Genomic DNA, 19,633 nt, shown 5'->3' on the forward strand with positions numbered 1-19,633 from the left:
GGGGGGGGGGGGGGGGGGGGGGGGGGGGGGGGGGGGGGGGGGGGGGGGGGGGGGGGGGGGGAGAGAGAGAGAGAGAGAGAGAGGTTCAGCGGGCGATCGGTGGCCGTTCGGGGGAGGGCAAAGGCCCTGTTGAGGCAGGGAACGAGGCGGTTTGGTCACACTCCCGTGTGTCGAGGGGTTCCGGGCTCGGAATCAGGGGCCTCGGCTGTCTACACTCGCGCAATGGAGAAACACCGTTCTTCACCTGACCAGGTGACCGCGACCCGGTCGCCCGGTCGCCGCACGTACCTCATGTGCCGCCCCGCCTACTACGCGGTGGAGTACGCCATCAACCCGTGGATGGACACCACCGCCCCCGTCGACGCCGCACTCGCCTGCGCCCAGTGGGAAGAGCTCGCCGACATCTACACCGGCCTCGGCCACGAGGTCCTCCGCCTCGAACCCGAGCCCGGCCTGCCCGACATGGTCTACGCCGCCAACGGCGCCTTCGTCGTCGACGGCATCGCCTACGGCGCGAGCTTCCGCCACCCCGAGCGCCGGCCCGAGGCCGACGCCCACGAGAAGTGGTACCGCACCTCCGGCTGGGCCTTCGCCGAACCCGAGCACATCAACGAAGGCGAAGGCGACTTCACCTACCTGCCCGGCCGCGGCCTGATCCTCGCCGGCTGGGGCTTCCGCACCGACGCCCGCGCCCACGCCGAGGCCGCCGACGTGTTCGGCCGCCAGGTCGTCTCGCTGCGCCTGGTCGACCCCCGCTACTACCACCTCGACACCGCCCTCGCCCCCCTCGACGACGACAACATCGCCTACTTCCCCGAAGCCTTCGCCCCCGGCAGCCGCCTGCTCCTCGAGCGGCTCTTCCCCGACGCCGTCATCGCCGACGCCGAGGACGCCGCCGGATTCGGCCTCAACTTCGTCTCCGACGGCCGCAACGTCGTCGTCAACGCCGAAGCCGAAGGCATGGCCCGCAAGCTCCGCGACGCCGGGTACGAACCCGTCCCCGTCGACCTCTCCGAACTCAAGAAGGGCGGCGGCTCCGTCAAGTGCTGCACCGCCGAACTCCGGCGCTGACACCCCCGGGCCGGGCCTGAACCGGCCCGGAACCGCAAGACCCGCAACGGGGCCGGTGCGACGATGTCGCACCGGCCCCGTTCATCCGCGAGGGTGCGGGCCGCGTCCTGCCACGGCAGGCGTCCAACCGCCGCCGCGGCCCGCACCCTGGTCTCATGCCGGGCCGCGCGGGCCCGGGGCGCCGTCAGGCGGCGGCCAGCTTGGGCGCCGGGCCCAGCGGCAGCGGGCTCGGCACCGGAGGAAGCGTCGCAGGGCGGCGCGGCTCGGACGAGGCGCACGCCGACCGCGGGGCCGGCACGTGGCCGTGCGGGACGTCGACCGCCGCGACCAGCGGCCGCACCAGGCGCACCGTCTCGTCCATGCGCAGCGGGCTCGACGGGAAGACCTCCTCGAACGCCGGCGCCGGGACCACCGGGAAGACCCCGCTGGGGGACAGCAGCGGGTTCACGCGCTGCGACCGCGGCTTCCCGGCCGGGCCGGCCGTCGCCTTCGGGCGGCGGAACGCGCGCGCGAGCAGGGCGTCCACCCGCCACACCCGCTTCGCGTGCGTCGCCGGGAGCCAGAAGTGCCAGCGGCGCGGCTCGGTCGCGTGCGGGCCCTCCAGGACCGTGAAGTTGAGCTCGACGCCCGGACCCGCCGGGTCGGCCGACCACCGGAGGTTCTCGATCGCCGCCACCGGTGCGTCGAGGCACAGCCGGACCCGGCCGAGCAGCCGCGACTGGCGGGTCACCACCAGGCGCTGGCCGGTGAGCATGAGGACGTGGTCGCCGCTGCCGAGGCCGTCGGAGCCGACGCAGCGGCTCAGCAGCGACACCTGGTCGCCGGCCCCGATGTTGCGGCGAAGGAGCGGGACGTGCCGGGCCAGTGCCGTCGTGGTCAGTCCGGCCTCGGCCGAACACGCCAGCATGCTGCGTGAGAAGAGATCCATATGCTTGTACCCCACCTAGATCCGTGAGCGCGTTGATCGCTCGGCGACGCGCTCTCGAAGGGGGTAACGGAAATCCGCATATGCAGGTTACGGCTGCGGGGTGGCCTTCCCCACATCTCACTCCTTCGGGCGAGCGGGGTTCACGGCCTCGACGGCCGAGACGCCGGGGAAAGCGGGGTTCCCGGCCCTGAGCGGCCGCGACCCGCGGGCCGGATCGAGCGGCGGGCGCGGCACGAGGCCGCGCCTTCGCGGGGCCGAGTCTCAGTCCTCGTCGGTCGGAGTCGCTTGCGGCGCTTGGAGTTCGAGTTCCAGTTCGAGTTCGGGCGCGGGGTCGGTCCCGGCGCCGCGCTCCTCCCGGCTCCAGTCCCAGCCGGGGCCGCCCCATTCTCCGGGCCAGTCGCTCTCCCAATCGTCCTGCCAGTCGTCCCAGTCCGGCGCTGGCTCGCCGGTCGACTCCCCGGGGTCGCACGGCGGCTCCTCCTCGACCGGCACCAGCTTCGGCGGCTCGGACTGCTCGCCGCCCTCCTCCACGGGGTCCGACTCGACCGGCGGCCCGGGCTCGTCCGCGGGTTCGGGAAGCGGCTCGGCCTGCGGTTCGGCCGGCTCGGGGTCCACGCCCGCGCCAGGTTCGGCCAGGCCCTCGGGGAGCGGGTCGCCGCCGGCGAGGCCCTCGACGTCGCCGGGTTCGGCGGGCGGCTCCTCGCCCTCGATGATCACGGTCCCGGAGTCGATCTGGACCGGTTCGTCCGCTTCGCCGCCGGTGTAGAGCCCGCGGGTGAAGGTCCAGCCGAGCATCGCGAAGGACGCCACGGTCCCGGCGCTGACCCCGACCAGTGCGAACCAGATCCCCACCGGCCAGCGTCCCCCCAGGTCGCTGCCTCTGCCGCGCACTGCGCGCTCCTTCCCGCCACCCCCGTGCGACGAAACGGCCGTTCAGGGCCCATGATGTCGATGAATCGACGGTCCTCGGCTACTCAGTGTCAGACTTCAGTCCCGAATGGTAATCGGGTGATGGGTGTGACGCGCACCGCCCAGGACTTTGGGATGCTTGGATGTACCGGAATACGAATATGAGGAGGCATCAATGGGCGACACACAGCGTCCAGCCAAGAAGGCGGCCAAGAGCCGTCCGAAACCCGCCTCGACGAACGAACCACAGTTCGTGCAGCTGCTCTCCCCGGAGGGCGGCCGAGTCAAGCATCCCGACTACGACATCGACCTGACCGACGAGGAGTACCGCGGCCTCTACCGCGACCTCGTCATCACCCGCGAACTGGACGCGCAGGGCACCGCCCTCCAGCGCCAGGGCCAGCTCGGCCTGTGGCCGAGCCTCCTCGGCCAGGAGGCCGCCCAGATCGGCTCCGGCCGGGCCCTCAAGCCCCAGGACACCGTCTTCCCGGCGTACCGGGAGCTCGGCGTCCAGTGGTGCCGGGGCATCGACCTGATCTCGGCGTTCGCGCTCTTCCGCGGCACCGACCTCGGCGGCCGCGACACGGTCGCCGACCGCTTCAACATGTACGCGATCGTCATCGCCTCGCAGACCCTCCACGCCGCCGGGTACGCCATGGGCGTCGCCATGGACGGCGCGGTCGGCACCGAGGACGGCGAGGCCGTCATCGTCTACCACGGCGACGGCGCGACCAGCGAGGGCGACTTCAACGAGGCGCTCGTGTGGGCCGGGGTGTTCAACTCCCCGCTGGTGTTCTTCTGCCAGAACAACCAGTACGCGATCTCGGAGACCAACGCGCGCCAGTTCCGACTCCCGCCGTACCGCCGCGCCGAGGGCTTCGGCGTGCCCGGGATCTTCGTGGACGGCAACGACGTCCTCGCGACCTACGCGGTCACCCGGGACGCGCTCGACCGCGCCCGCCGCGGCGAGGGCCCCAGCCTCATCGAGGCCTACACCTACCGCATGCAGCCGCACACCACGTCCGACGACGCCACCCGCTACCGCGACGAGGCCGAGCTGGACTTCTGGCGGGCCAAGGACCCGATCGTCCGCTACCGCAAGTGGCTGGCGGCCGAGGGCCTGGCCGACGAGGCGTACTTCGCCGAGATCGACACCGAGGCCGGCGAGCAGGTCCGGGCGCTCCGCGCCCGCGTCATGGCGCTGACCGACCCCGAGGTGACCGAGATGTTCGACAACGTGTACGCCGAGATGCCCGCCGGCATCGCGGCCCAGCGCGCGGAGGCGGTCGAGTTGCAGGCCTCCCTCGAAGACGGGAGCGACCCCCGATGACGACGATGTCCATGATCAAGGGCCTCAACGAGGGGCTCCGCCGCGTCCTCGAGGACCAGCCCAAGTCGCTGGTCATGGGTGAGGACGTGGGCCGCCTCGGCGGCGTCTTCCGCGTCACCGACGGCCTCCAGAAGGACTTCGGCGCCGACCGCATCATCGACACCCCGCTCGCCGAGTCCGGGATCATCGGCACCGCGATCGGCCTGGCCATGCGCGGCTACCGGCCGATCTGCGAGATCCAGTTCGACGGCTTCGTCTACCCCGCGTTCGACCAGCTCGTCTCGCAGCTCGCGAAGATCCCCAACCGCTCCGGCGGGCGCGTGCGCCTGCCCGTCGTCGTCCGCATCCCCTACGGCGGCGGCATCGGCGCGATCGAGCACCACTCCGAGTCCCCCGAGGCGTACTTCGCGCACACCGCGGGCCTGAAGGTCGTCACCTGCTCCAACCCCGCCGACGCCTACTGGATGATCCAGCAGGCCGCCGCCGGGGACGACCCGGTGGTCTTCTTCGAGCCCAAGCGCCGCTACCACGCCAAGGGCGAGGTCGACACCGAGAACCCCGGGCTCGGCCTGTACCGGGCCCGCACCCTCCGCGAGGGCCGCACCGCGACGCTCATCGCCTACGGCCCCACCGTGGACGTGGCCGAGAACGCCGCCAAGGCCGCCGCCGAGGAGGGCCTCGACCTCGAGGTCGTCGACCTGCGGTCGCTGTCCCCGATCGACTGGGAGCCGCTGTTCGCGTCGGTCCGCAAGACCGGCCGGGCCGTCGTCGTCCACGAGGCGCCCGGGAACGTCGGCATCGGCGCGGAGGTCGCCGCCCGCCTCACCGAGGAGTGCTTCTACTCCCTCGAGGCGCCCGTCCTGCGGGTGACCGGCTATGACGTCCCTTATCCGGCGAGCCGCCTCGAAGACGACTACCTTCCGAACCTGGACCGCGTGCTCGACGCCGTCGACCGGTCCCTCGAGCACTGAGGAGGAGCACATGGGACAGAAGATCACGTTCAACCTGCCCGACCTCGGCGAGGGGCTCACCGAGGGCGAGGTCGCGGCCTGGCTCGTCGAGCCCGGCGGCGAGGTGAAGCTCAACCAGCCGTTCGTCGAGGTCGAGACCGCGAAGGCCCTCGTCGAGGTCCCCAGCCCGTACGACGGGGTGCTCGCCGAGCACCACGCCGAGGCCGGCACCACGGTCGACGTCGGCAAGCCGCTCGCCACCTTCGAGGTCGAGGGCGCCGACGCCCCCGCCCCGCAGAAGGAGGAGCGCACGCCGAACCTCGTCGGCTACGGCGCCCGCGAGGCCAGCTCCAAGCGCCGCCGGCGCAAGGGCGCGGCCCCCGCGGCCCCCGCCGCCGAGGCGCCGCAGTCGCTCGCCCCGGTGACCCCGCCGTCGGTGATCACGCCGGTCACGCCGCCCCCGGCTCCCGCGGCTCCGGCCGCGCCGGCGCCCGCCGGCCCGGTGCTCGCCAAGCCGCCGGTCCGCAAGCTCGCCAAGGACCTCGGCGTCGACCTCGCCTCGGTCGTGCCGACCGGTCCGAACGGGACGGTCTCGCGCGCCGACGTCGAGGCGGCCGTCGGGGCCCCGGCCGCCGCGGCCGCGCCGCCGCGTGCCACCGCGACCGGCCAGGACCAGCGCATCCCCATCAAGGGCGTGCGCAAGCTGACCGCGCAGAACATGGTCGCGTCGGCGTTCACCGCGCCGCACGCCACCGTGTTCCTCACCTGCGACGTCACCGGCATGATGGCGACCGTCAAGGAGTTCAAGGCGCGCAAGGAGTTCGCCGACGTCAAGGTCACGCCGCTGCTGTTCGTCGCCAAGGCGGTCCTCCTGGCCGCCCGCCGCCACCCGATGATCAACGCCCAGTGGGACGAGGCCGCCCAGGAGATCGTCGTCAAGCACGACGTGAACCTCGGCATCGCCGCCGCCACCCCGCGCGGCCTGGTCGTCCCGAACGTCAAGGCCGCCCAGGACCTGAGCCTGGTCGAGCTGGCCGAGGCCCTCACCTCGCTGGCCCGCACCGCCCGGGACGGGAAGACCACGCCGGCCGACATGGCCGGCGGGACGATCTCGATCACGAACGTGGGCGTCTTCGGCATCGACACCGGCACCCCGATCCTGCCGCCCGGCGAGTCGGCGATCCTCGTGTTCGGCGCGGTCCGGCCGCAGCCGTGGGTCCACGAGGGCGAGATCGCCGTGCGCCAGGTGACGACGCTCGGGCTGTCGTTCGACCACCGGCTCATCGACGGGGAGCTCGGCTCGCAGTTCCTCGCCGACGTCGGGGCGTTCCTGGCGCACCCTGGGGAAACGCTGCTCGCCTGGACGTGATCAAGCGCACCAGCGAATCGTTGGCGGATCTTCCCGTTCGGTGTTGTAATTGAGGCACGGAAACAACGAGGAAACATAACTTCGAAGTTTCCGCGTCTCGATTCCCGAGGGAGCTCGCAAGCCGCGAACCCCAAGGGGCACAGGGACCGCGAACTTTATCTCCTCCCATTGGTGTGGACGACAGCGCCGAGTCGCCACACTGCGGAGACCCTCTCCAGGGGGTTCTCACACCGGCCGGGCGCCGCGATTGCCATGAGGGGTGGGCAACCGCTGGCGCCCGGCCTTTTCTCTGCCCTCCGGGCGGTCCACCCTCCTTTCTCCACCGCCGCACCGCCTGCGTGTTCAACCCTGTCGAGTGAACGCTGGCGTCGCTGCGGTACCGTGTTGCCGTCTGGCGTGCCCCCAAGACGCCAGGCCGGAAGCAGCATTGAGGAGCAGCCGTGACCTCCGAGCAAGGCAACCCGCCCGCAAAGGGCGAGGCCCCTGACGACCAGAGCGCAGCCGACCAGGCCGGTGCCGAGAGCGGCGCCGCCGAGGCCCCGGCCGCGGAGAGCGGGGCCGCCGAGCAGGCCGCGAGCGCTCCCGAGGCCGACGCCCCGGCGCCGGACGCGGGCCCCGCCGAGCCGGAGCGCCCCGCCGCGGAGGCCGCCCCCGCGGCCGAGGAGGCCCCGGCGCCCGCCGCCGAGCCCGCGCCCGCGCCGACGGTCGACGACGGCGCGACCGAGTCGGTCCCCGCCGCGGCCCTCGCCGACGCGGACGTGCCGCCCGCCCCCGCCGCGGAGCCGGCCCCCGAGCCCCCGGCCGCCGCCGAGCCGCCGTCCGTCGACGACGGTGCGACGCAGGCGGTCCCGCGGGCGCTCGACGTCGACATCCCCGCCGCCCCCGCGCAGGTCCCGCCGCCCGCGTTCGAGGCGCCCGCGGTCCAGACGCCGCCCCCGGCGCCGCAGTTCGACGAGGACGGCACCCAGATCCTGCGCCTCGGCCCCTCGCAGCCGCAGCAGGCGCCCGCCGCGCCGCCCGCCCCCGCGCCGGACCCGGTCGAGGAGAGCACCCAGGTCCTGCCGCCGCAGGGCGTCTCGGGCTTCAACGCGCCCCCGCCGTACGGCGACCAGCCGCAGGCCGGGCCCTCGCCCGCGTCCCCCTCGGCCTGGCCCTCCCCGCCGCCGAACCCGCTCGCGAACCAGGTCCCGCCGGGCGCGGTGCCGCCGCCCCCGCCCGCGCAGCAGCCGTACCAGCAGCCGCAGCAGCCGGTCTACCAGCCGCCGGCGGCCCAGCAGCCCCCGCCGCAGCCGCCCGTGCACTCGGACGACACGCAGAAGCTCATCATCGGCGCGCACAACCCGTACAGCGAGCCGCCGGCGCCGCCGTCGGCGTACGGGTCGCCCGCGCAGCCGGCGCCGTCCCAGCCGCAGCAGGCCCCGCAGTACCCGCAGCCGGGCCTGGCGACCAGCTCGGTCCCGGCGGGCCAGTACCCGCCCGCGCCCGCCGCCGAGGGCGGCGGCCGCAAGAAGGGCCTGGTCCCGATCCTCGCGGTCGTGGGCGTCCTGGTCCTGCTCGGCGCCGCCGCGGCCGTCTACTTCCTGTTGTTCGCCGCGCCGAAGTTCGAGGAGGGCGGCTGCGTCCGCCACACCAGCGGCGACCAGGCCGAGGCGATCGAGTGCGCCGATGCCGTCGACGGCGAGGACTACGAGATCGTCGACAAGGTCGACGACGGCCAGGTCTGCGCCGACGCGGGCCGCGAGACCCTCACCGTGGGCGAGGACGTCTACTGCCTCAGCCTCCTCGGCGCCCCCGAGGACGGCGAAGGCGGCGGCGAGGCCTCCGAATCACCGGCCGACGAGTAGGTCAGACCATCTGAAAAGCCGATATATGGCGATAAATCCGGCTTAAGGGACCCCTGGTTCAAAAATACCCCGGGGGTACGACATCGGCGCTGGGCCGGCGGGAGCTCCCGCCGGCCCAGCGCCGCATTGTGAGCCTCGTTCGCGAAGCGGCCGAGCGGGGCCGCGCGGGGGGCCGCGCGAGCTAGGCTCGCCCGGTGACACCGACTCCGAAGGCGGCCTCCCCCAAGACCACGTCCCGCGTGCGCGCGGCCCGGCTCGAAGGCCGCGGCTGGCTCAACACCGGCGGCGCCCGGCTCGACCTCGAGAGCCTCCGCGGCAAGATCGTGGTCCTCGACTTCTGGACCTTCTGCTGCATCAACTGCCTGCACGTCCTCGACGAGCTCCGCCCCCTCGAAGCGAAGTACGGCGACGCGCTCGTCGTCGTCGGCGTCCACTCCCCGAAGTTCGAGCACGAGCGCGACCCGCAGGCGCTCGCCGCCGCCGTCGAGCGGTACGGCGTCGAGCACCCCGTCCTCGACGACCCCGACCTGAAGACCTGGGACGCCTACGCCGCCCGCGCCTGGCCCACGCTCGTCGTCCTCGACCCCGAGGGCTACGTCGTCTCCCACATGGCCGGCGAGGGCCACCTCGAGGCCCTCGACCGGATCGTCGGCGACCTCGTCGCCACCCACACCGCGAAGGGCACCCTCGACCCCGAGGGCTCCCCGTACGTGGCCGCCCCGCCCGCCGAGACCGCGCTCCGCTTCCCCGGCAAGGCGATCGCGCTCCCCGGCGGCGGCGTCCTCGTCTCCGACTCGGCCCGCCACCGCCTCGTGCGCCTCGCCCCCGACCTCGCCACCGTCGAGGCCGTCATCGGCACCGGGGAGCGCGGCCGCGCCGACGGGGCCGCCCCCGAGTTCAACGAGCCGCAGGGCCTCGTCCTCCTCCCCGCGGACGTCGCCGCGCGGGCCGGCTACGACCTCGTCGTCGCCGACACCGTCAACCACCTCCTGCGCGGCGTGCGCCTCGCGACCGGCGAGACCGTCACGGTCGCCGGCACCGGGCGGCAGTGGCGCACCGACGCCGGCACCGACGCCGCCCTCGAGGTCGACCTCTCCTCCCCGTGGGACCTCGCCTGGTACGACGGCGAGGTGATCGTCGCGATGGCCGGGATCCACCAGCTCTGGTCCTTCGACCCGGTCGCCGGCACCGCCCGCGTCTACGCCGGGACCACCGTCGAGAGCCTCAAGGACGGCCCCCTCGACCAGGTGTGGATGGCCCAGCCCTCCGGCCTCGCCGCCGACGGCGAACGGCTGTGGATCGCCGACGCCGAGACCTCCGCGCTCCGGTACGTCGAGGACGGCGAGATGCGCACCGTCGTCGGCCAGGGCCTGTTCGACTTCGGGCACGTCGACGGCCCCGCCGCCGACGCGCTCATGCAGCACCCGCTCGGCGTCGCCGTCCTCCCCGACGGCCGCGTCGCCGTCGCCGACACCTACAACGGCGCCCTGCGCGCCTACGACCCCGCGACCGGCGAGGTCGCCACCCTCGCCTCCGGCCTCGCCGAACCCAGCGACGTCCTCCCCCTGGGGGACCGGGTCGTCGTGGTCGAGTCGGCCGCGCACCGCCTCACCGCCCCCGACCTGTCCGAGGCCGCCGTCGCCGGGCAGCACCACCGGGTCACCCGCAAGCGCACCAGGGTCGCCCCCGGGCGGCTGCGCCTCGACGTCCTCTTCGAGCCCGCCGCCGGGCAGAAGCTCGACCACACCTTCGGCTCGCCCGTCCAGGTGACCGTCTCCGCCGACCCGCCCCACCTCCTCGCCGAGGGCGCCGGCCGCACCGAGGACCTCGGCCGCGACCTCGTCCTCGCCGACGGCGTCGAGCGGGGCGTCCTCCAGGTCGTCGCACAGGCTGCGACCTGCGACGCCGACGCCGAGCACCCCGCCTGCCACCTCACCCGCCAGGACTGGGGCGTGCCGGTCGAGGTCACCGGGGACGGGGTGTCGACCCTGAAACTCGTTCTGCGATCCTGAACCCGGCGGTGCGATCGGCCCGCGTATTTCGGCCGCGACGCGTGTCATGAATCCGTGCGCGGCTCACGGCGCACTACGTTGAATCCCGATCGCACCATTGACCGCAGGCACATCAGGGAGGAAGCCGCAGTGACCTTGGCTCCGGTCGAAGAACGCTACGCCGAGTACGAGCACTGGCTGGTGCTCAACGCCGCCGACCAGATCGTCACCGTGGGCCGGCTGCTCGAGCAGCAGGCCCGCACCTTCGAGTACCTCACCCCCGACGCCTTCGGCGGCCTCGCCGAGTTCGAGCCCGACCTCTCCGCCATCCGGTCGAACGGGTAGCCGGACCCGGCCCTCCGGGCGGCCCGGGACGGCCCCGCCGCACCGCTACGCTGAAAGCGAAGTCGCGTCCCGGCGGCGCGGCGCCGTCCCCGCGCGCTGATACGGTCGAGGCGTGGAATCTTTCGAGCGGCCCTTCGGCGACGAGTCCGGCCCGGTCCAAGCCCCGATGCACCCCGCGTGGATCCGCATCATGCCGTGCAGCATCGAGCTGTTCCGCACCGTCCCCTCCCTGAACCCGTTCCCGGCCGGCTGGTGGGCCGACGCCTTCCCCGAGGACGACATCTGGAACGAGCCCGTCTGGTGCGACCCCGGCGACGTCGACGACTGGATCGCCGAAGCCTCCGAGCACCACCTCGGCGCCTCCGCCGAAGTCGTCGAGAAGGAGGCCCGCGAGGAGTACGACCGGGCCACCGCCGAGCGCAGCGAGCGCATCGACACCTTCACCACCCACTGCCGCCGCGCCGGCCTGCCCGTCCCGCACACCGTGCGCGACCTGCTCGAATTCCTCCTCGCCCTCGGCCTGTACCGGTCCGAGCAGCGCGACGGCGTCATGTACGTCGCCCCGCAGCTGTACATCAACCCCTTCGACGTCCTCTCCTTCGACAAGCTCGAGGCCATCGAGGAGGCCGCCGACCAGCGCGGCGACCTCGAGGAGCTCACCGCGATCGCGATCCGCCGCGTCGGCGGCGTCGACTACGAGTTCGACGACGAGGGCCGCTTCACGCTGCCGGGGAACGCCAAGTCCGCCACCGTGCAGGTCTCGCTCGCGGCGCTCGCCGACGACGCGGGCGTCCCCGCCCCCGTCATCCGCGGGATGCTCATGGAGCTCGCCGAGGACGGCGACGTCGCCGGCTCGGTCGACCTGGGCGCCGTCCCCGTCGGCGAGGAGTTCACGCTCACCGCCTCCGACGACCTCCTCGGCGGCTACCCGAACGACGAGCTGCTGCCGCCCGAGCACGCCTGAGCGGGCGTGACCGCCACCGCACCCCATTCACCGCCAGTTCACCTGTTGGCCCCCCGTCGTGCACCTGCATGGCGTTCTATGAGGGCAGGACACGTTAACGGCGGTTGACGATCGGTGATTGGAGCACGCGTGACCGTGAACGAGACTGGCGCCAAGACCAGGGCGCCCATCGCGGGCCTGGCCCCCCAGGGCCGGACCGCGTCGCCCGTCGCGACCGAGACGGTCATCGAGCTCAAGGGCGTCGGCGTGCACTACGGGCGGACCCACGCGGTCCGCGACGTCTCCCTGCCCGTCGCGCGCAACCAGATCACCGCGATGATCGGCCCCTCCGGCTGCGGCAAGTCCACGGTCCTGCGGTCGATCAACCGCATGAACGACCTCATCCCCGGCGCGAAGGTCACCGGCGAGATCACCTTCCACGGCAAGGACATCTACGGCTCCGGCGTCGACCCGATCGCCGTCCGCCGCCACATCGGCATGGTGTTCCAGAAGGCGAACCCGTTCCCGAAGTCGATCTTCGACAACGTCGCCTACGGCCTGCGCATCAACGGCATGAAGGACAACCTCGCCGACCGGGTCGAGCAGGCCCTGCGCGGCGCGGCCCTGTGGGACGAGGTCAAGGACAACCTGAAGAAGAGCGCCCTCGCGCTCTCCGGCGGCCAGCAGCAGCGCCTGTGCATCGCCCGCGCGATCGCCGTGCAGCCCGAGGTCCTGCTCATGGACGAGCCGTGCTCGGCCCTCGACCCGATCGCCACGGCCCGCATCGAGGAGCTCATGAACGAGCTCGTCAAGGACTACACGATCGTCATCGTCACGCACAACATGCAGCAGGCCGCGCGCGTCTCCGACGCGACCGCGTTCTACTCCGCGGACGTCGACGAGGCCGGCGAGCGCTTCGGCTTCCTCGTCGAGTTCGACGAGACCCAGCGCCTGTTCTCCAACCCGGCGGACCCGCGCACCGAGGACTACATCACCGGCCGCTTCGGTTAGGCCCCGAGAACGAACGACGGCGGCGCGGCCCGGAAGGGCCGCGCCGCCGTTCTCGCGTCCGGGAGACGAGGCGGGGGCGGCCGCCCGGCCGCCCCCGCCTCGTCTCAGGTCAGGCGTCGTTCCCGCACAGGATCGCCGACGTGCGGTCCTCGGAGTCGGTGACCTCCCAGTACCACTCGCCGCCGCAGGTCGCCTCCGCCGCGGCCTCGTCGTCGCTCATGACGGCCGGCGTGTCCATGAGGACGGTGCCCACGACCTCGTACTCGACCAGGTCGGAGGAGCAGTCCGTGGTCCACCACGAGTCCGAGGAGTAGAAGCAGTCCCCGGTGTCGGGGATGTACGGGGTGTTCGCGGGCTCGGCCGGGTCGGCGATGCCGGTCGCCTGGATGCAGTACAGCGAGTCCAGGGTCCCGTCCGAGTACACGTAGTGCCAGTTCCGCCACAGGTCGCCGGGGTTGAGGACGGCCCAGTCCTCGCCGCACAGCTCCTTCGGCCGGGTGTAGTCGGTGAGGTAGCCGTCCGAGTCCACGGGCACGTCGGTCACGTCGTACGACTGGCCGGTGATCTCCCAGAACGCGGTCGCGTCGCTGCACTCGATGAGTTCGAGGCCGTCGCCGTAGCCGCCGTCGGCGATGGCCGGCTCGTACGGCAGGCACATCCCGACCTCGGAGCCGGCCTGCTGCTCCTCCTCGGTGGGCTCCTCGCTGGCGCTGGCCTCCTCGGACGCCGACGCCTCCTCCTCGGACGTGGTCTCCTCCCCGGCCTGGTCGTCCTGGTCGCGGTTCCCGCTGAGGTTCACGGCGACGAGGAGGACCCCGCCGAGGACCAGGACGAGCGCGCCGACGATGATCCCGCCGATGAGCGCGTAGTTGCGCTTGGGCGGCTCGGGCGGCAGGACCGGCCCGCCGTACGGCGGCGGCTCGGCCCCGTACGGGGGCTGCCCGCCGGACTGGCCGGCGGCGAACTGCGGCGCGGAGCCGTACTGGGGCTGCTGGGACTGCGGCTGGCCCCCGTAGGGGCTCTGGCCGCCGTTGTACGGCGACTGGAAGCCGAACCCGGGGGTCTGCGGCTGCTCAGGCGGTTGGCCGTAGTTGGGAGGGACCGTCATATACGCCACGCTATAGCGCTTCGTCAACGGCGGCCACCCGGAGGGGGGAACCTGTGCGCGAAAGTCGCAGGTCGCGGGGAGGTACCGGCCCTGACGGCCCGGCCCGTCACCCCTGCGAGGTGACGCACCTCGCGGCGGCTTCCGCTCCCGCTGCCCGGGTCAGAGCGCCTCGGGCAGGACCAGGACCCGCTCCACGGTGTAGTCCTCCATCGCCGAGCGGACGCCTTCGCGGCCGATCCCGGAGCCCTTGACGCCGCCGTACGGCATCTGATCGGCCCGGAACGAGGGCACGTCGCCGATGACGACGCCGCCGACGTCGAGGGTGCGGTGGGCGAGCATCGCCTGCGGGAGGCTCTCGGTGAACACGCCCGCCTGGAGCCCGTACCGGGAGTCGTTGACCGCGGCGAGCCCGGCCTCGAAGCTGTCGACGCTCGCGAGGACGAGGACCGGCCCGAACACCTCCTCGCGCAGGACCTTCGCGTCCGCGCGCACGTCGGCGAGGACCGTGGGCTCCACGAGCGCGCCCTGGCGGGGCCCGCCCCCGCACAGCACCTTCGCGCCCTCGTCGACGGCCTCCTCGATCCACGACTGGACGCGCTCGGCGGCCTCGGCGGAGATGAGCGGCCCGACCTTGCACGACGGGTCGTTCGGGTCGCCCGAGGGCAGGGCCTTCACCTGCTCGACGATCCGGCTCGCCATGTCCGCGTAGGCGGGCGCCTCGACGAACACGCGCTGCACGGCGATACACGACTGCCCGGCCTGGTAGTTCCCGAACATCGCGATCCGCTCGGCCGCCCAGTCCCGCTTCGGGTAGTCGGCGGCGACGAGCGCGGCGCCGTTCCCGCCGAGTTCGAGCGTCACGTGCTTGCCGGGGACGCGCTGGAGGATCTGCCTGCCGACGGGCCCGGACCCGGTGAACGAGACGACGGGCAGGCGCGGGTCGTCCACGAGCTGCTCGGCCCGGTGGTTGGGGACCGGCAGCACCGACAGCATTGCGGGCGGCAGGTCGGTCTCGGAGAACAGGGCGCCCAGGTGCAGCGAGGACAGCGGGGTCGCCGGGGCGGGCTTGAGGACGATCGGGCACCCGGCCGCGACCGCGGGCGCGACCTTGTGCGCCACCAGGTTCAGCGGGAAGTTGAACGGGGTGATGCCCAGGACCGGGCCGCGCGGGAAGCGCCGCACCAGGGCGAGGCGGCCCTCGGCGGACGGGTCGGTGTCGAGGCGCTGCACCTCCCCGGCGAACCGGCGCGCCTCCTCGGCCGCCCACCGGAACACCGACACGGCCCGGCGCACCTCGATGCGCGCCCACGCGATCGGCTTCCCGGACTCGGCGGTGATGAGCTCGGCGCACGTCTCCGCCTCCTCGTCGAGGCGGCGGCGCACGTGCTCGAGCGCCTCGGCCCGCACGTGGGCCGGCAGGGCCGCGCACTCGGCGGCGGCCCCGGCGGCGGCGGCGACCGCGGCCTCCACCTGCCCGGCGGTGGCCCACGACGTGGCGCCCACAGGGGAGTCGTCGAAGGGGTGGGTGACGAAGAACTCCTCCTCGCCGTGCTGCGGACGACCTGCCACCCAGATCGGCGAAACGGGACGGAGACGTTGCGACATGGCTCCAGCCTACGGGTTCGGGCCCGCGCGGCGCTGCGGTTGGGGCGCGCGAATCCGCGCGATCCCGGCCTCCCGCACCGGCCGCCGCCCTCCCGCGGCAGGTCGCGGGCTTCGCAACCCGGGTGCGCCCATTTGCCCGTCCAAGGCATGATGAGGGCATGAGTGAACAGCAATCAGGTGCGGGGTACCCGCAGCAGCCCACCTCCGGCCAGCCCGGGCAGCCCTACGCCCAGGCGCCCTACGCGTCCCCGCAGGCCCAGTACCAGGCCCAGCAGCAGTACGCGGCCTACGCCCCTCCGGCTCCGTCGCTGTTCGACCGCCTGGGCGTGCCCTCGCTCCCGGCGATCCTGGGGCTCTCGGGCCTCGGCGCTCTGGCCCTGTCCGGACTCATCACCGGCACCTCCGACTCCACGGAGCTCCAGGTCGACGTGGCCGCCCACCTGTTCGGGTTCCCGTCGGTCCTGACGGCCGTGATCGTCATGTTCGCCCTGGCGCTGTTCGCCGGCGAGCGGCTGCGGCCGCTGTGGAAGGCGCTGACGCTGGCCGGCGCCGCGGTCTTCCTGGCCGGGTTCCTGTACGACCTGCTGTCGCTGCCGGACGGCTCGTCGGGATCGGACGCGTCGGCCTGGATCGGGGCGCTCCTGCTCATCGGCGCGTACGCGCTGTTCGTGGCCGGCGCGCTCATGGTCCCCGGCAAGGCGTCGCCGGCCCCGGCCGCGGCCCCCGCGGCTCCGGCCGCCGCGCCCGGCTACCCGACCGGGCAGCAGCCCGCGGTCCCGCCGGCCGCCGCCCCGCAGACCCAGCAGAACCAGTGGCCCCAGGCGCCGCAGCAGTAGCCGCGCCCCGGGCAGCCGAAGAGGCGGCGCGGCCGGGTCTCGCTCGAGACCGCGGCCGCGCCGCCTCTCTTCGTGCATATTGGACATCGCGTCGTCCGCCGACATCCGAAGTCCTTGCTCCAGCCCCGCCGGCGCCGCGGCTCGCGGGGGAGCCGGACGGCGGGAGCGGGACCGGGCCGGCGCAGTGGAGACGCAGGTCCGTGCTGGATATGGAGATTGCGGAGATCGGTCGGGCGGGCCCGCCATGCTCACGGTCGACGTCCGGTCGTGCTGGCACGAGCCGGGGGCGTCCCCGTGGGCCGCAGCGCTAACTGCTTCTTCGGCGGGAGCCAGTCATCCTCGCGGAGATCGTCTTCGTCTCCGCCGTACCGATCGTCGGCATAAGCGGCGTACGGGTCCGGCTCCTCTTCGGGAGGAGGCTCTATGTCGACCTCGTCCTCACGACCGCCCCCAAGCTCGCGCTCGAGCGCGCGCAGGTCGGTGTTCGGAGCATGGTACTTGAGCTTCCGGGCCACTTTGGTCTGCTTTGCCTTAGCTCGGCCGCGCCCCATATGGCTCGACCCCCTCGCACAGAAATCATCGGGGCAGCCGTTAAGGCGCCCCGGAATGCTTGCAATCTCTTCGTGGCTCCTACGGTACAGGCTCGCGGCGCCCCACTGCATCCCGGGCCGTGAGTTGGATGCCACAGATTACCGGCGATGACCACCAGACCGGGACGAACATCCGCCCGAATCGTGAGATTCGTTCCCACTGTCCGCGACCGTCCCGCGACGGAGTGCAAGCGACGATTCCGAAGATCCTATAGGATGTGCCGAGCATCCCATAGGATCCCTCCCGGGCCTCCGCTAGCGGAACAGGCGCACGCGCTGGAGCCGCCCGACGGCGGCCATGCGCTCCTCGGCCAGGGCGTTCGCCGCCGCGAGCGGCGTGGTGCCCTCGCCCTTGGCGCGGTCGAGGATGCGGCCGGTGGTCGCGAAGATCCCGGCGGTGCGCCGCTCGGCCCGCTTGAAGTCGAACGCGCCGTCGTACTCGTCGGCGACCTGGATGACGCCGCCCGAGTTCACCACGTAGTCGGGGCAGTACAGGACCCCGGCCCGGTCGAGCTCGTCGGCGATCTCGGGCGACGCGAGCTGGTTGTTGGCCGCGCCGCACACGATCTCGGCGTCCAGGGTCTTCAGCGTGCCGTGGTTGAGGACGCCGCCGAGCGCGCACGGCGCGTACACGTGAATGCCGGAGGCGATGAGCTCGTCGGCGTCGGCGACGAGGCGCACCTGCGGGAACCGCTCCCGGACCCACCGGATCGCCGCGTCGTTCACGTCGCACGCCACGACCTCGGCGCCCGCCTCGATGAGGTGGGGGACGAGGTGGCGCCCGACCTTGCCGAGCCCGGCCACGCCGACGGTCCGCCCGGCGAGGTCCACGGCGCCCCAGCGGTGCTGGGCGGCCGCGCGCATCGCCTGGAACACGCCGAACGCGGTGAGGATCGAGGAGTCGCCCGCGCCCCCGGCCTCGGGGCTGCGGCCCGACACGTGGCGGGTCTCGCGCGCCACGTGGTCCATGTCCTCGACGTAGGTGCCGACGTCGCACGCCGTCACGTACCGCCCACCGAGCGACTCGACGAACCGGCCGTAGGCCCGCAGCAGCGCCTCGCTCTTGTCGACGGCCGGGTCGCCCCAGATGACGGCCTTGCCGCCGCCGTGGTCGAGCCCGGCGATCGCGTTCTTGTACGCCATGCCCTCCGACAGGTGGAGCACGTCCTGGAGGGCCTCCTCCTCGGAGGCGTAGGGGTAGAAGCGGGTGCCGCCCAGGGCGGGGCCGAGCGCGGTCGAGTACACCGCGATGATCGCGCGCAGCCCGCTGTCGGGGTCGTGGCAGAACACGACCTGTTCGTGGCCGGTCGCGTCGAAGATGCTCATGGCTTGCTCTCCAGTTCTTCTCTCGGGGGTCGGACCCCGGAGCGCGGTGCGCGCCGGGCGGCGCCCAGGGGCGCGGCCGGGTCGCGGCCGCTTCCTCGTCGTAGCGCGGGTATGCCTACGCCACCAGCATATGACTATGGAAGTATCTGGCTCGTGCACGCACCGAACGCGTCCTATCTGCGCGTCTACGAGCCGGCCCGCGCCTTCGCGGACCCCGGCTACTGGCGCGCGTACGCCGCGTCCGGCCGCGCGGTCGACCCGCTCGAAGGCCCCCGCATCCGACGGGAAGCACTGTACGAGCGCATCGGATGGCCCTGGCGGGGCGTCCCCTCCTTCGGCCGCGAGGCCTACGTCATCGACCGCGGCGAGGGCGACCCGCTCGTGTGCCCGTGGAACCTCCGCTACCGGATCGCCTCCGCCGCTTTGGAAGTGCGCCGCCTGACCCCCGAGGCCGTGGCCGAGGCCCTGTTCCCGCCCGAGTTCCTCTCCTCGGCCGCCGAGGTCGTCGCCCTCGACGACGGCGCCGACCGCCACGCCGCCCCCGCCGACGCCCACGAGCACGTCGCCTCCTGGTCGGTCCCGCTGCGCTGGTTCGCGTGCGTCCGCCCCGAGGACCGCGAACTCGTCATCCAGCCCGGCCTCAGCCTGCTGCGCTACCGCACCCCGATCGCCAAGTCCCGCACCGGCCTCGCCGTCGCCCGCAACCTGGTGCGGTCCGAGTTCGGCGACGGCGCCGAACTCGCCGAGGCCCTCGCCGAGACCGGCCGCTGGCTCGACGGCTTCCACCGCGACTCGATCGTCGAACTCGACTACGGCGGCCTCGTCTCCCGGCTCGCCCCCGACGAGCTCCGCGACGAGGACTCCGTCGACCTCACCTGGCAGGCCCTCGACCACCTCGGCGCCTCCGAGCCCGAGGAGGCCCAGGAATGCTATGCGCGCCTTGTCGACCGCTGGCGTGATCGTCGTCTCGCGGAACGCCTGAACTGATCTCGCGTCCGCCGCGCGGCCGAGCCCGCAGCCAGGACGTTCGCTTGTGGAGTGATCACTCGGATGACCTGGCCGAGCGGAAAGTCCAAGCAAAATCGGCCGTTCGGACTATGTCGGACATCTACGACAGGCCGGACGATTGCAGAAGGAACGAATCAAGGCTCGGCAGCCGGTGATTCGCAGCCCGTGTGTGGAGGAGAACGAACGATGACGACAGAGCTGAACCTTCCGGTGGAATCCGAGGCCCTGCTCACCCCCTCTGAGGTCGCCGCGATGTTCCGCGTCGACCCCAAGACCGTGACCCGCTGGGCCAAGGCCGGCAAGATCTCCGCGATCCGGACCCTCGGCGGCCACCGCCGCTACCGCGAGTCCGAGATCCGCGCGCTGATCAACGGCGACATCCCCGTCCAGCGCGAGGCCGCCGACTAGCCGGAACCCCCGGCGCGACACCGCCTCCCGCCACCGACCGGGCGACGAGGCGCAAGGAACC

The 19,633-nt window shown here is 73.0% G+C and carries 18 protein-coding genes; 12 read left to right on the forward strand and 6 right to left on the reverse strand.

Annotation, left to right across the window (positions count from 1 at the left end):
* Window positions 1–222: 222 nt before the first annotated feature.
* Window positions 223–1,071 carry a dimethylargininase gene (gene ddaH, locus EIW28_RS22390; RefSeq protein ID WP_125249946.1) on the forward strand — a complete coding sequence of 283 codons (849 nt, stop codon included), beginning with the start codon at window positions 223–225 and terminating at the stop codon, window positions 1,069–1,071.
* Window positions 1,072–1,255: 184 nt separating this feature from the next.
* Here ddaH and EIW28_RS22395 read toward each other — a convergent pair whose 3' ends face one another.
* Both EIW28_RS22395 and EIW28_RS22400 read right to left on the reverse strand, forming a co-directional pair.
* On the reverse strand, window positions 1,256–1,978 hold the full coding sequence (locus EIW28_RS22395; RefSeq protein ID WP_125249947.1) for a hypothetical protein: 723 nt from the start codon (window positions 1,976–1,978) through the stop codon (window positions 1,256–1,258).
* A gap of 282 nt (window positions 1,979–2,260) precedes the next feature.
* On the reverse strand, window positions 2,261–2,890 hold the full coding sequence (locus EIW28_RS22400) for a hypothetical protein (RefSeq protein ID WP_125249948.1): 630 nt from the start codon (window positions 2,888–2,890) through the stop codon (window positions 2,261–2,263).
* A gap of 193 nt (window positions 2,891–3,083) precedes the next feature.
* Here EIW28_RS22400 and pdhA point away from each other — a divergent pair, with 193 nt between their 5' ends.
* The 8 genes from pdhA (at window position 3,084) to pstB (ending at window position 12,691) form a co-directional block, all read left to right on the forward strand.
* Window positions 3,084–4,238 carry a pyruvate dehydrogenase (acetyl-transferring) E1 component subunit alpha gene (gene pdhA / locus EIW28_RS22405; RefSeq protein WP_125249949.1) on the forward strand — a complete coding sequence of 385 codons (1,155 nt, stop codon included), beginning with the start codon at window positions 3,084–3,086 and terminating at the stop codon, window positions 4,236–4,238.
* Window positions 4,235–5,209: an alpha-ketoacid dehydrogenase subunit beta gene (locus EIW28_RS22410; RefSeq protein ID WP_125249950.1), complete on the forward strand. Its 975-nt coding sequence runs from the start codon at window positions 4,235–4,237 to the stop codon at window positions 5,207–5,209. Before pdhA ends, EIW28_RS22410 begins: the two co-directional genes overlap by 4 nt.
* Before the next feature lie 10 nt (window positions 5,210–5,219).
* Entirely contained in the window at window positions 5,220–6,557 is a 1,338-nt protein-coding gene (locus tag EIW28_RS22415; protein ID WP_125249951.1) for a dihydrolipoamide acetyltransferase family protein, read from the forward strand.
* 440 nt (window positions 6,558–6,997) lie between these two features.
* Window positions 6,998–8,401: a hypothetical protein gene (locus EIW28_RS24415; protein WP_158630508.1), complete on the forward strand. Its 1,404-nt coding sequence runs from the start codon at window positions 6,998–7,000 to the stop codon at window positions 8,399–8,401.
* A gap of 194 nt (window positions 8,402–8,595) precedes the next feature.
* Window positions 8,596–10,413 (forward strand): NHL domain-containing thioredoxin family protein, encoded by a 1,818-nt coding sequence (locus EIW28_RS22425; protein ID WP_125249952.1) that lies wholly within the window; start codon window positions 8,596–8,598, stop codon window positions 10,411–10,413.
* Between the two features lie 129 nt (window positions 10,414–10,542).
* Window positions 10,543–10,737, forward strand: a complete 195-nt coding sequence (locus EIW28_RS22430; protein WP_125249953.1) for a hypothetical protein — start codon at window positions 10,543–10,545, stop codon at window positions 10,735–10,737.
* 112 nt (window positions 10,738–10,849) lie between these two features.
* Entirely contained in the window at window positions 10,850–11,701 is an 852-nt protein-coding gene (locus EIW28_RS22435; protein ID WP_125249954.1) for a DUF6042 family protein, read from the forward strand.
* Between the two features lie 129 nt (window positions 11,702–11,830).
* The gene (gene pstB, locus EIW28_RS22440; RefSeq protein ID WP_125249955.1) at window positions 11,831–12,691 is read left to right on the forward strand and encodes a phosphate ABC transporter ATP-binding protein PstB; all 861 of its coding nucleotides are present in this window, start codon (window positions 11,831–11,833) and stop codon (window positions 12,689–12,691) included.
* A 109-nt stretch (window positions 12,692–12,800) separates the two neighbouring features.
* Here the strand turns inward: pstB and EIW28_RS22445 are convergent, their stop codons facing one another.
* Window positions 12,801–13,799 (reverse strand): hypothetical protein, encoded by a 999-nt coding sequence (locus EIW28_RS22445; protein WP_125249956.1) that lies wholly within the window; start codon window positions 13,797–13,799, stop codon window positions 12,801–12,803.
* A gap of 159 nt (window positions 13,800–13,958) precedes the next feature.
* The gene (locus EIW28_RS22450) at window positions 13,959–15,404 is read right to left on the reverse strand and encodes an aldehyde dehydrogenase family protein (protein WP_125249957.1); all 1,446 of its coding nucleotides are present in this window, start codon (window positions 15,402–15,404) and stop codon (window positions 13,959–13,961) included.
* 158 nt (window positions 15,405–15,562) lie between these two features.
* On the opposite strand from EIW28_RS22450, the gene EIW28_RS22455 reads away from it, so the two are divergent.
* Window positions 15,563–16,240, forward strand: a complete 678-nt coding sequence (locus tag EIW28_RS22455) for a hypothetical protein (protein WP_125249958.1) — start codon at window positions 15,563–15,565, stop codon at window positions 16,238–16,240.
* Window positions 16,241–16,488: 248 nt separating this feature from the next.
* Here the strand turns inward: EIW28_RS22455 and EIW28_RS22460 are convergent, their stop codons facing one another.
* Both EIW28_RS22460 and EIW28_RS22465 read right to left on the reverse strand, forming a co-directional pair.
* A complete protein-coding gene (locus tag EIW28_RS22460; protein ID WP_125249959.1) occupies window positions 16,489–16,791 on the reverse strand; it encodes a DUF3073 domain-containing protein in 303 nt (100 codons plus the stop codon).
* Between the two features lie 294 nt (window positions 16,792–17,085).
* The gene (locus EIW28_RS22465) at window positions 17,086–18,156 is read right to left on the reverse strand and encodes a Glu/Leu/Phe/Val dehydrogenase dimerization domain-containing protein (protein WP_125249960.1); all 1,071 of its coding nucleotides are present in this window, start codon (window positions 18,154–18,156) and stop codon (window positions 17,086–17,088) included.
* Between the two features lie 153 nt (window positions 18,157–18,309).
* Between EIW28_RS22465 and EIW28_RS22470 the strand changes: the two genes are divergently transcribed.
* Both EIW28_RS22470 and EIW28_RS22475 read left to right on the forward strand, forming a co-directional pair.
* The gene (locus EIW28_RS22470) at window positions 18,310–19,143 is read left to right on the forward strand and encodes a hypothetical protein (protein WP_125249961.1); all 834 of its coding nucleotides are present in this window, start codon (window positions 18,310–18,312) and stop codon (window positions 19,141–19,143) included.
* 207 nt (window positions 19,144–19,350) lie between these two features.
* A complete protein-coding gene (locus EIW28_RS22475) occupies window positions 19,351–19,572 on the forward strand; it encodes a BldC family transcriptional regulator (protein WP_112134444.1) in 222 nt (73 codons plus the stop codon).
* The last annotated feature ends 61 nt before the right edge of the window (window positions 19,573–19,633 follow it).

Origin of the sequence: Glycomyces terrestris, assembly GCF_003933745.1 — a bacterium.
GTDB classification, from domain to species: Bacteria; Actinomycetota; Actinomycetes; order Mycobacteriales; family Micromonosporaceae; genus Glycomyces; species Glycomyces terrestris.

Bases quoted from the DNA above. Each gene is read 5' to 3' on its own strand.
- ddaH (WP_125249946.1), top strand. From the start codon at position 223: ATGGAGAAACACCGTTCTTCACCTGACCAGGTGACCGCGACCCGGTCG.
- EIW28_RS22395 (WP_125249947.1), bottom strand. From the start codon at position 1,978: ATGCTGGCGTGTTCGGCCGAGGCCGGACTGACCACGACGGCACTGGCC.
- pdhA (WP_125249949.1), top strand. From the start codon at position 3,084: ATGGGCGACACACAGCGTCCAGCCAAGAAGGCGGCCAAGAGCCGTCCG.
- EIW28_RS22410 (WP_125249950.1), top strand. From the start codon at position 4,235: ATGACGACGATGTCCATGATCAAGGGCCTCAACGAGGGGCTCCGCCGC.
- EIW28_RS22415 (WP_125249951.1), top strand. From the start codon at position 5,220: ATGGGACAGAAGATCACGTTCAACCTGCCCGACCTCGGCGAGGGGCTC.
- EIW28_RS22445 (WP_125249956.1), bottom strand. From the start codon at position 13,799: ATGACGGTCCCTCCCAACTACGGCCAACCGCCTGAGCAGCCGCAGACC.
- EIW28_RS22450 (WP_125249957.1), bottom strand. From the start codon at position 15,404: ATGTCGCAACGTCTCCGTCCCGTTTCGCCGATCTGGGTGGCAGGTCGT.
- EIW28_RS22455 (WP_125249958.1), top strand. From the start codon at position 15,563: ATGAGTGAACAGCAATCAGGTGCGGGGTACCCGCAGCAGCCCACCTCC.
- EIW28_RS22460 (WP_125249959.1), bottom strand. From the start codon at position 16,791: ATGGGGCGCGGCCGAGCTAAGGCAAAGCAGACCAAAGTGGCCCGGAAG.
- EIW28_RS22465 (WP_125249960.1), bottom strand. From the start codon at position 18,156: ATGAGCATCTTCGACGCGACCGGCCACGAACAGGTCGTGTTCTGCCAC.
- EIW28_RS22475 (WP_112134444.1), top strand. From the start codon at position 19,351: ATGACGACAGAGCTGAACCTTCCGGTGGAATCCGAGGCCCTGCTCACC.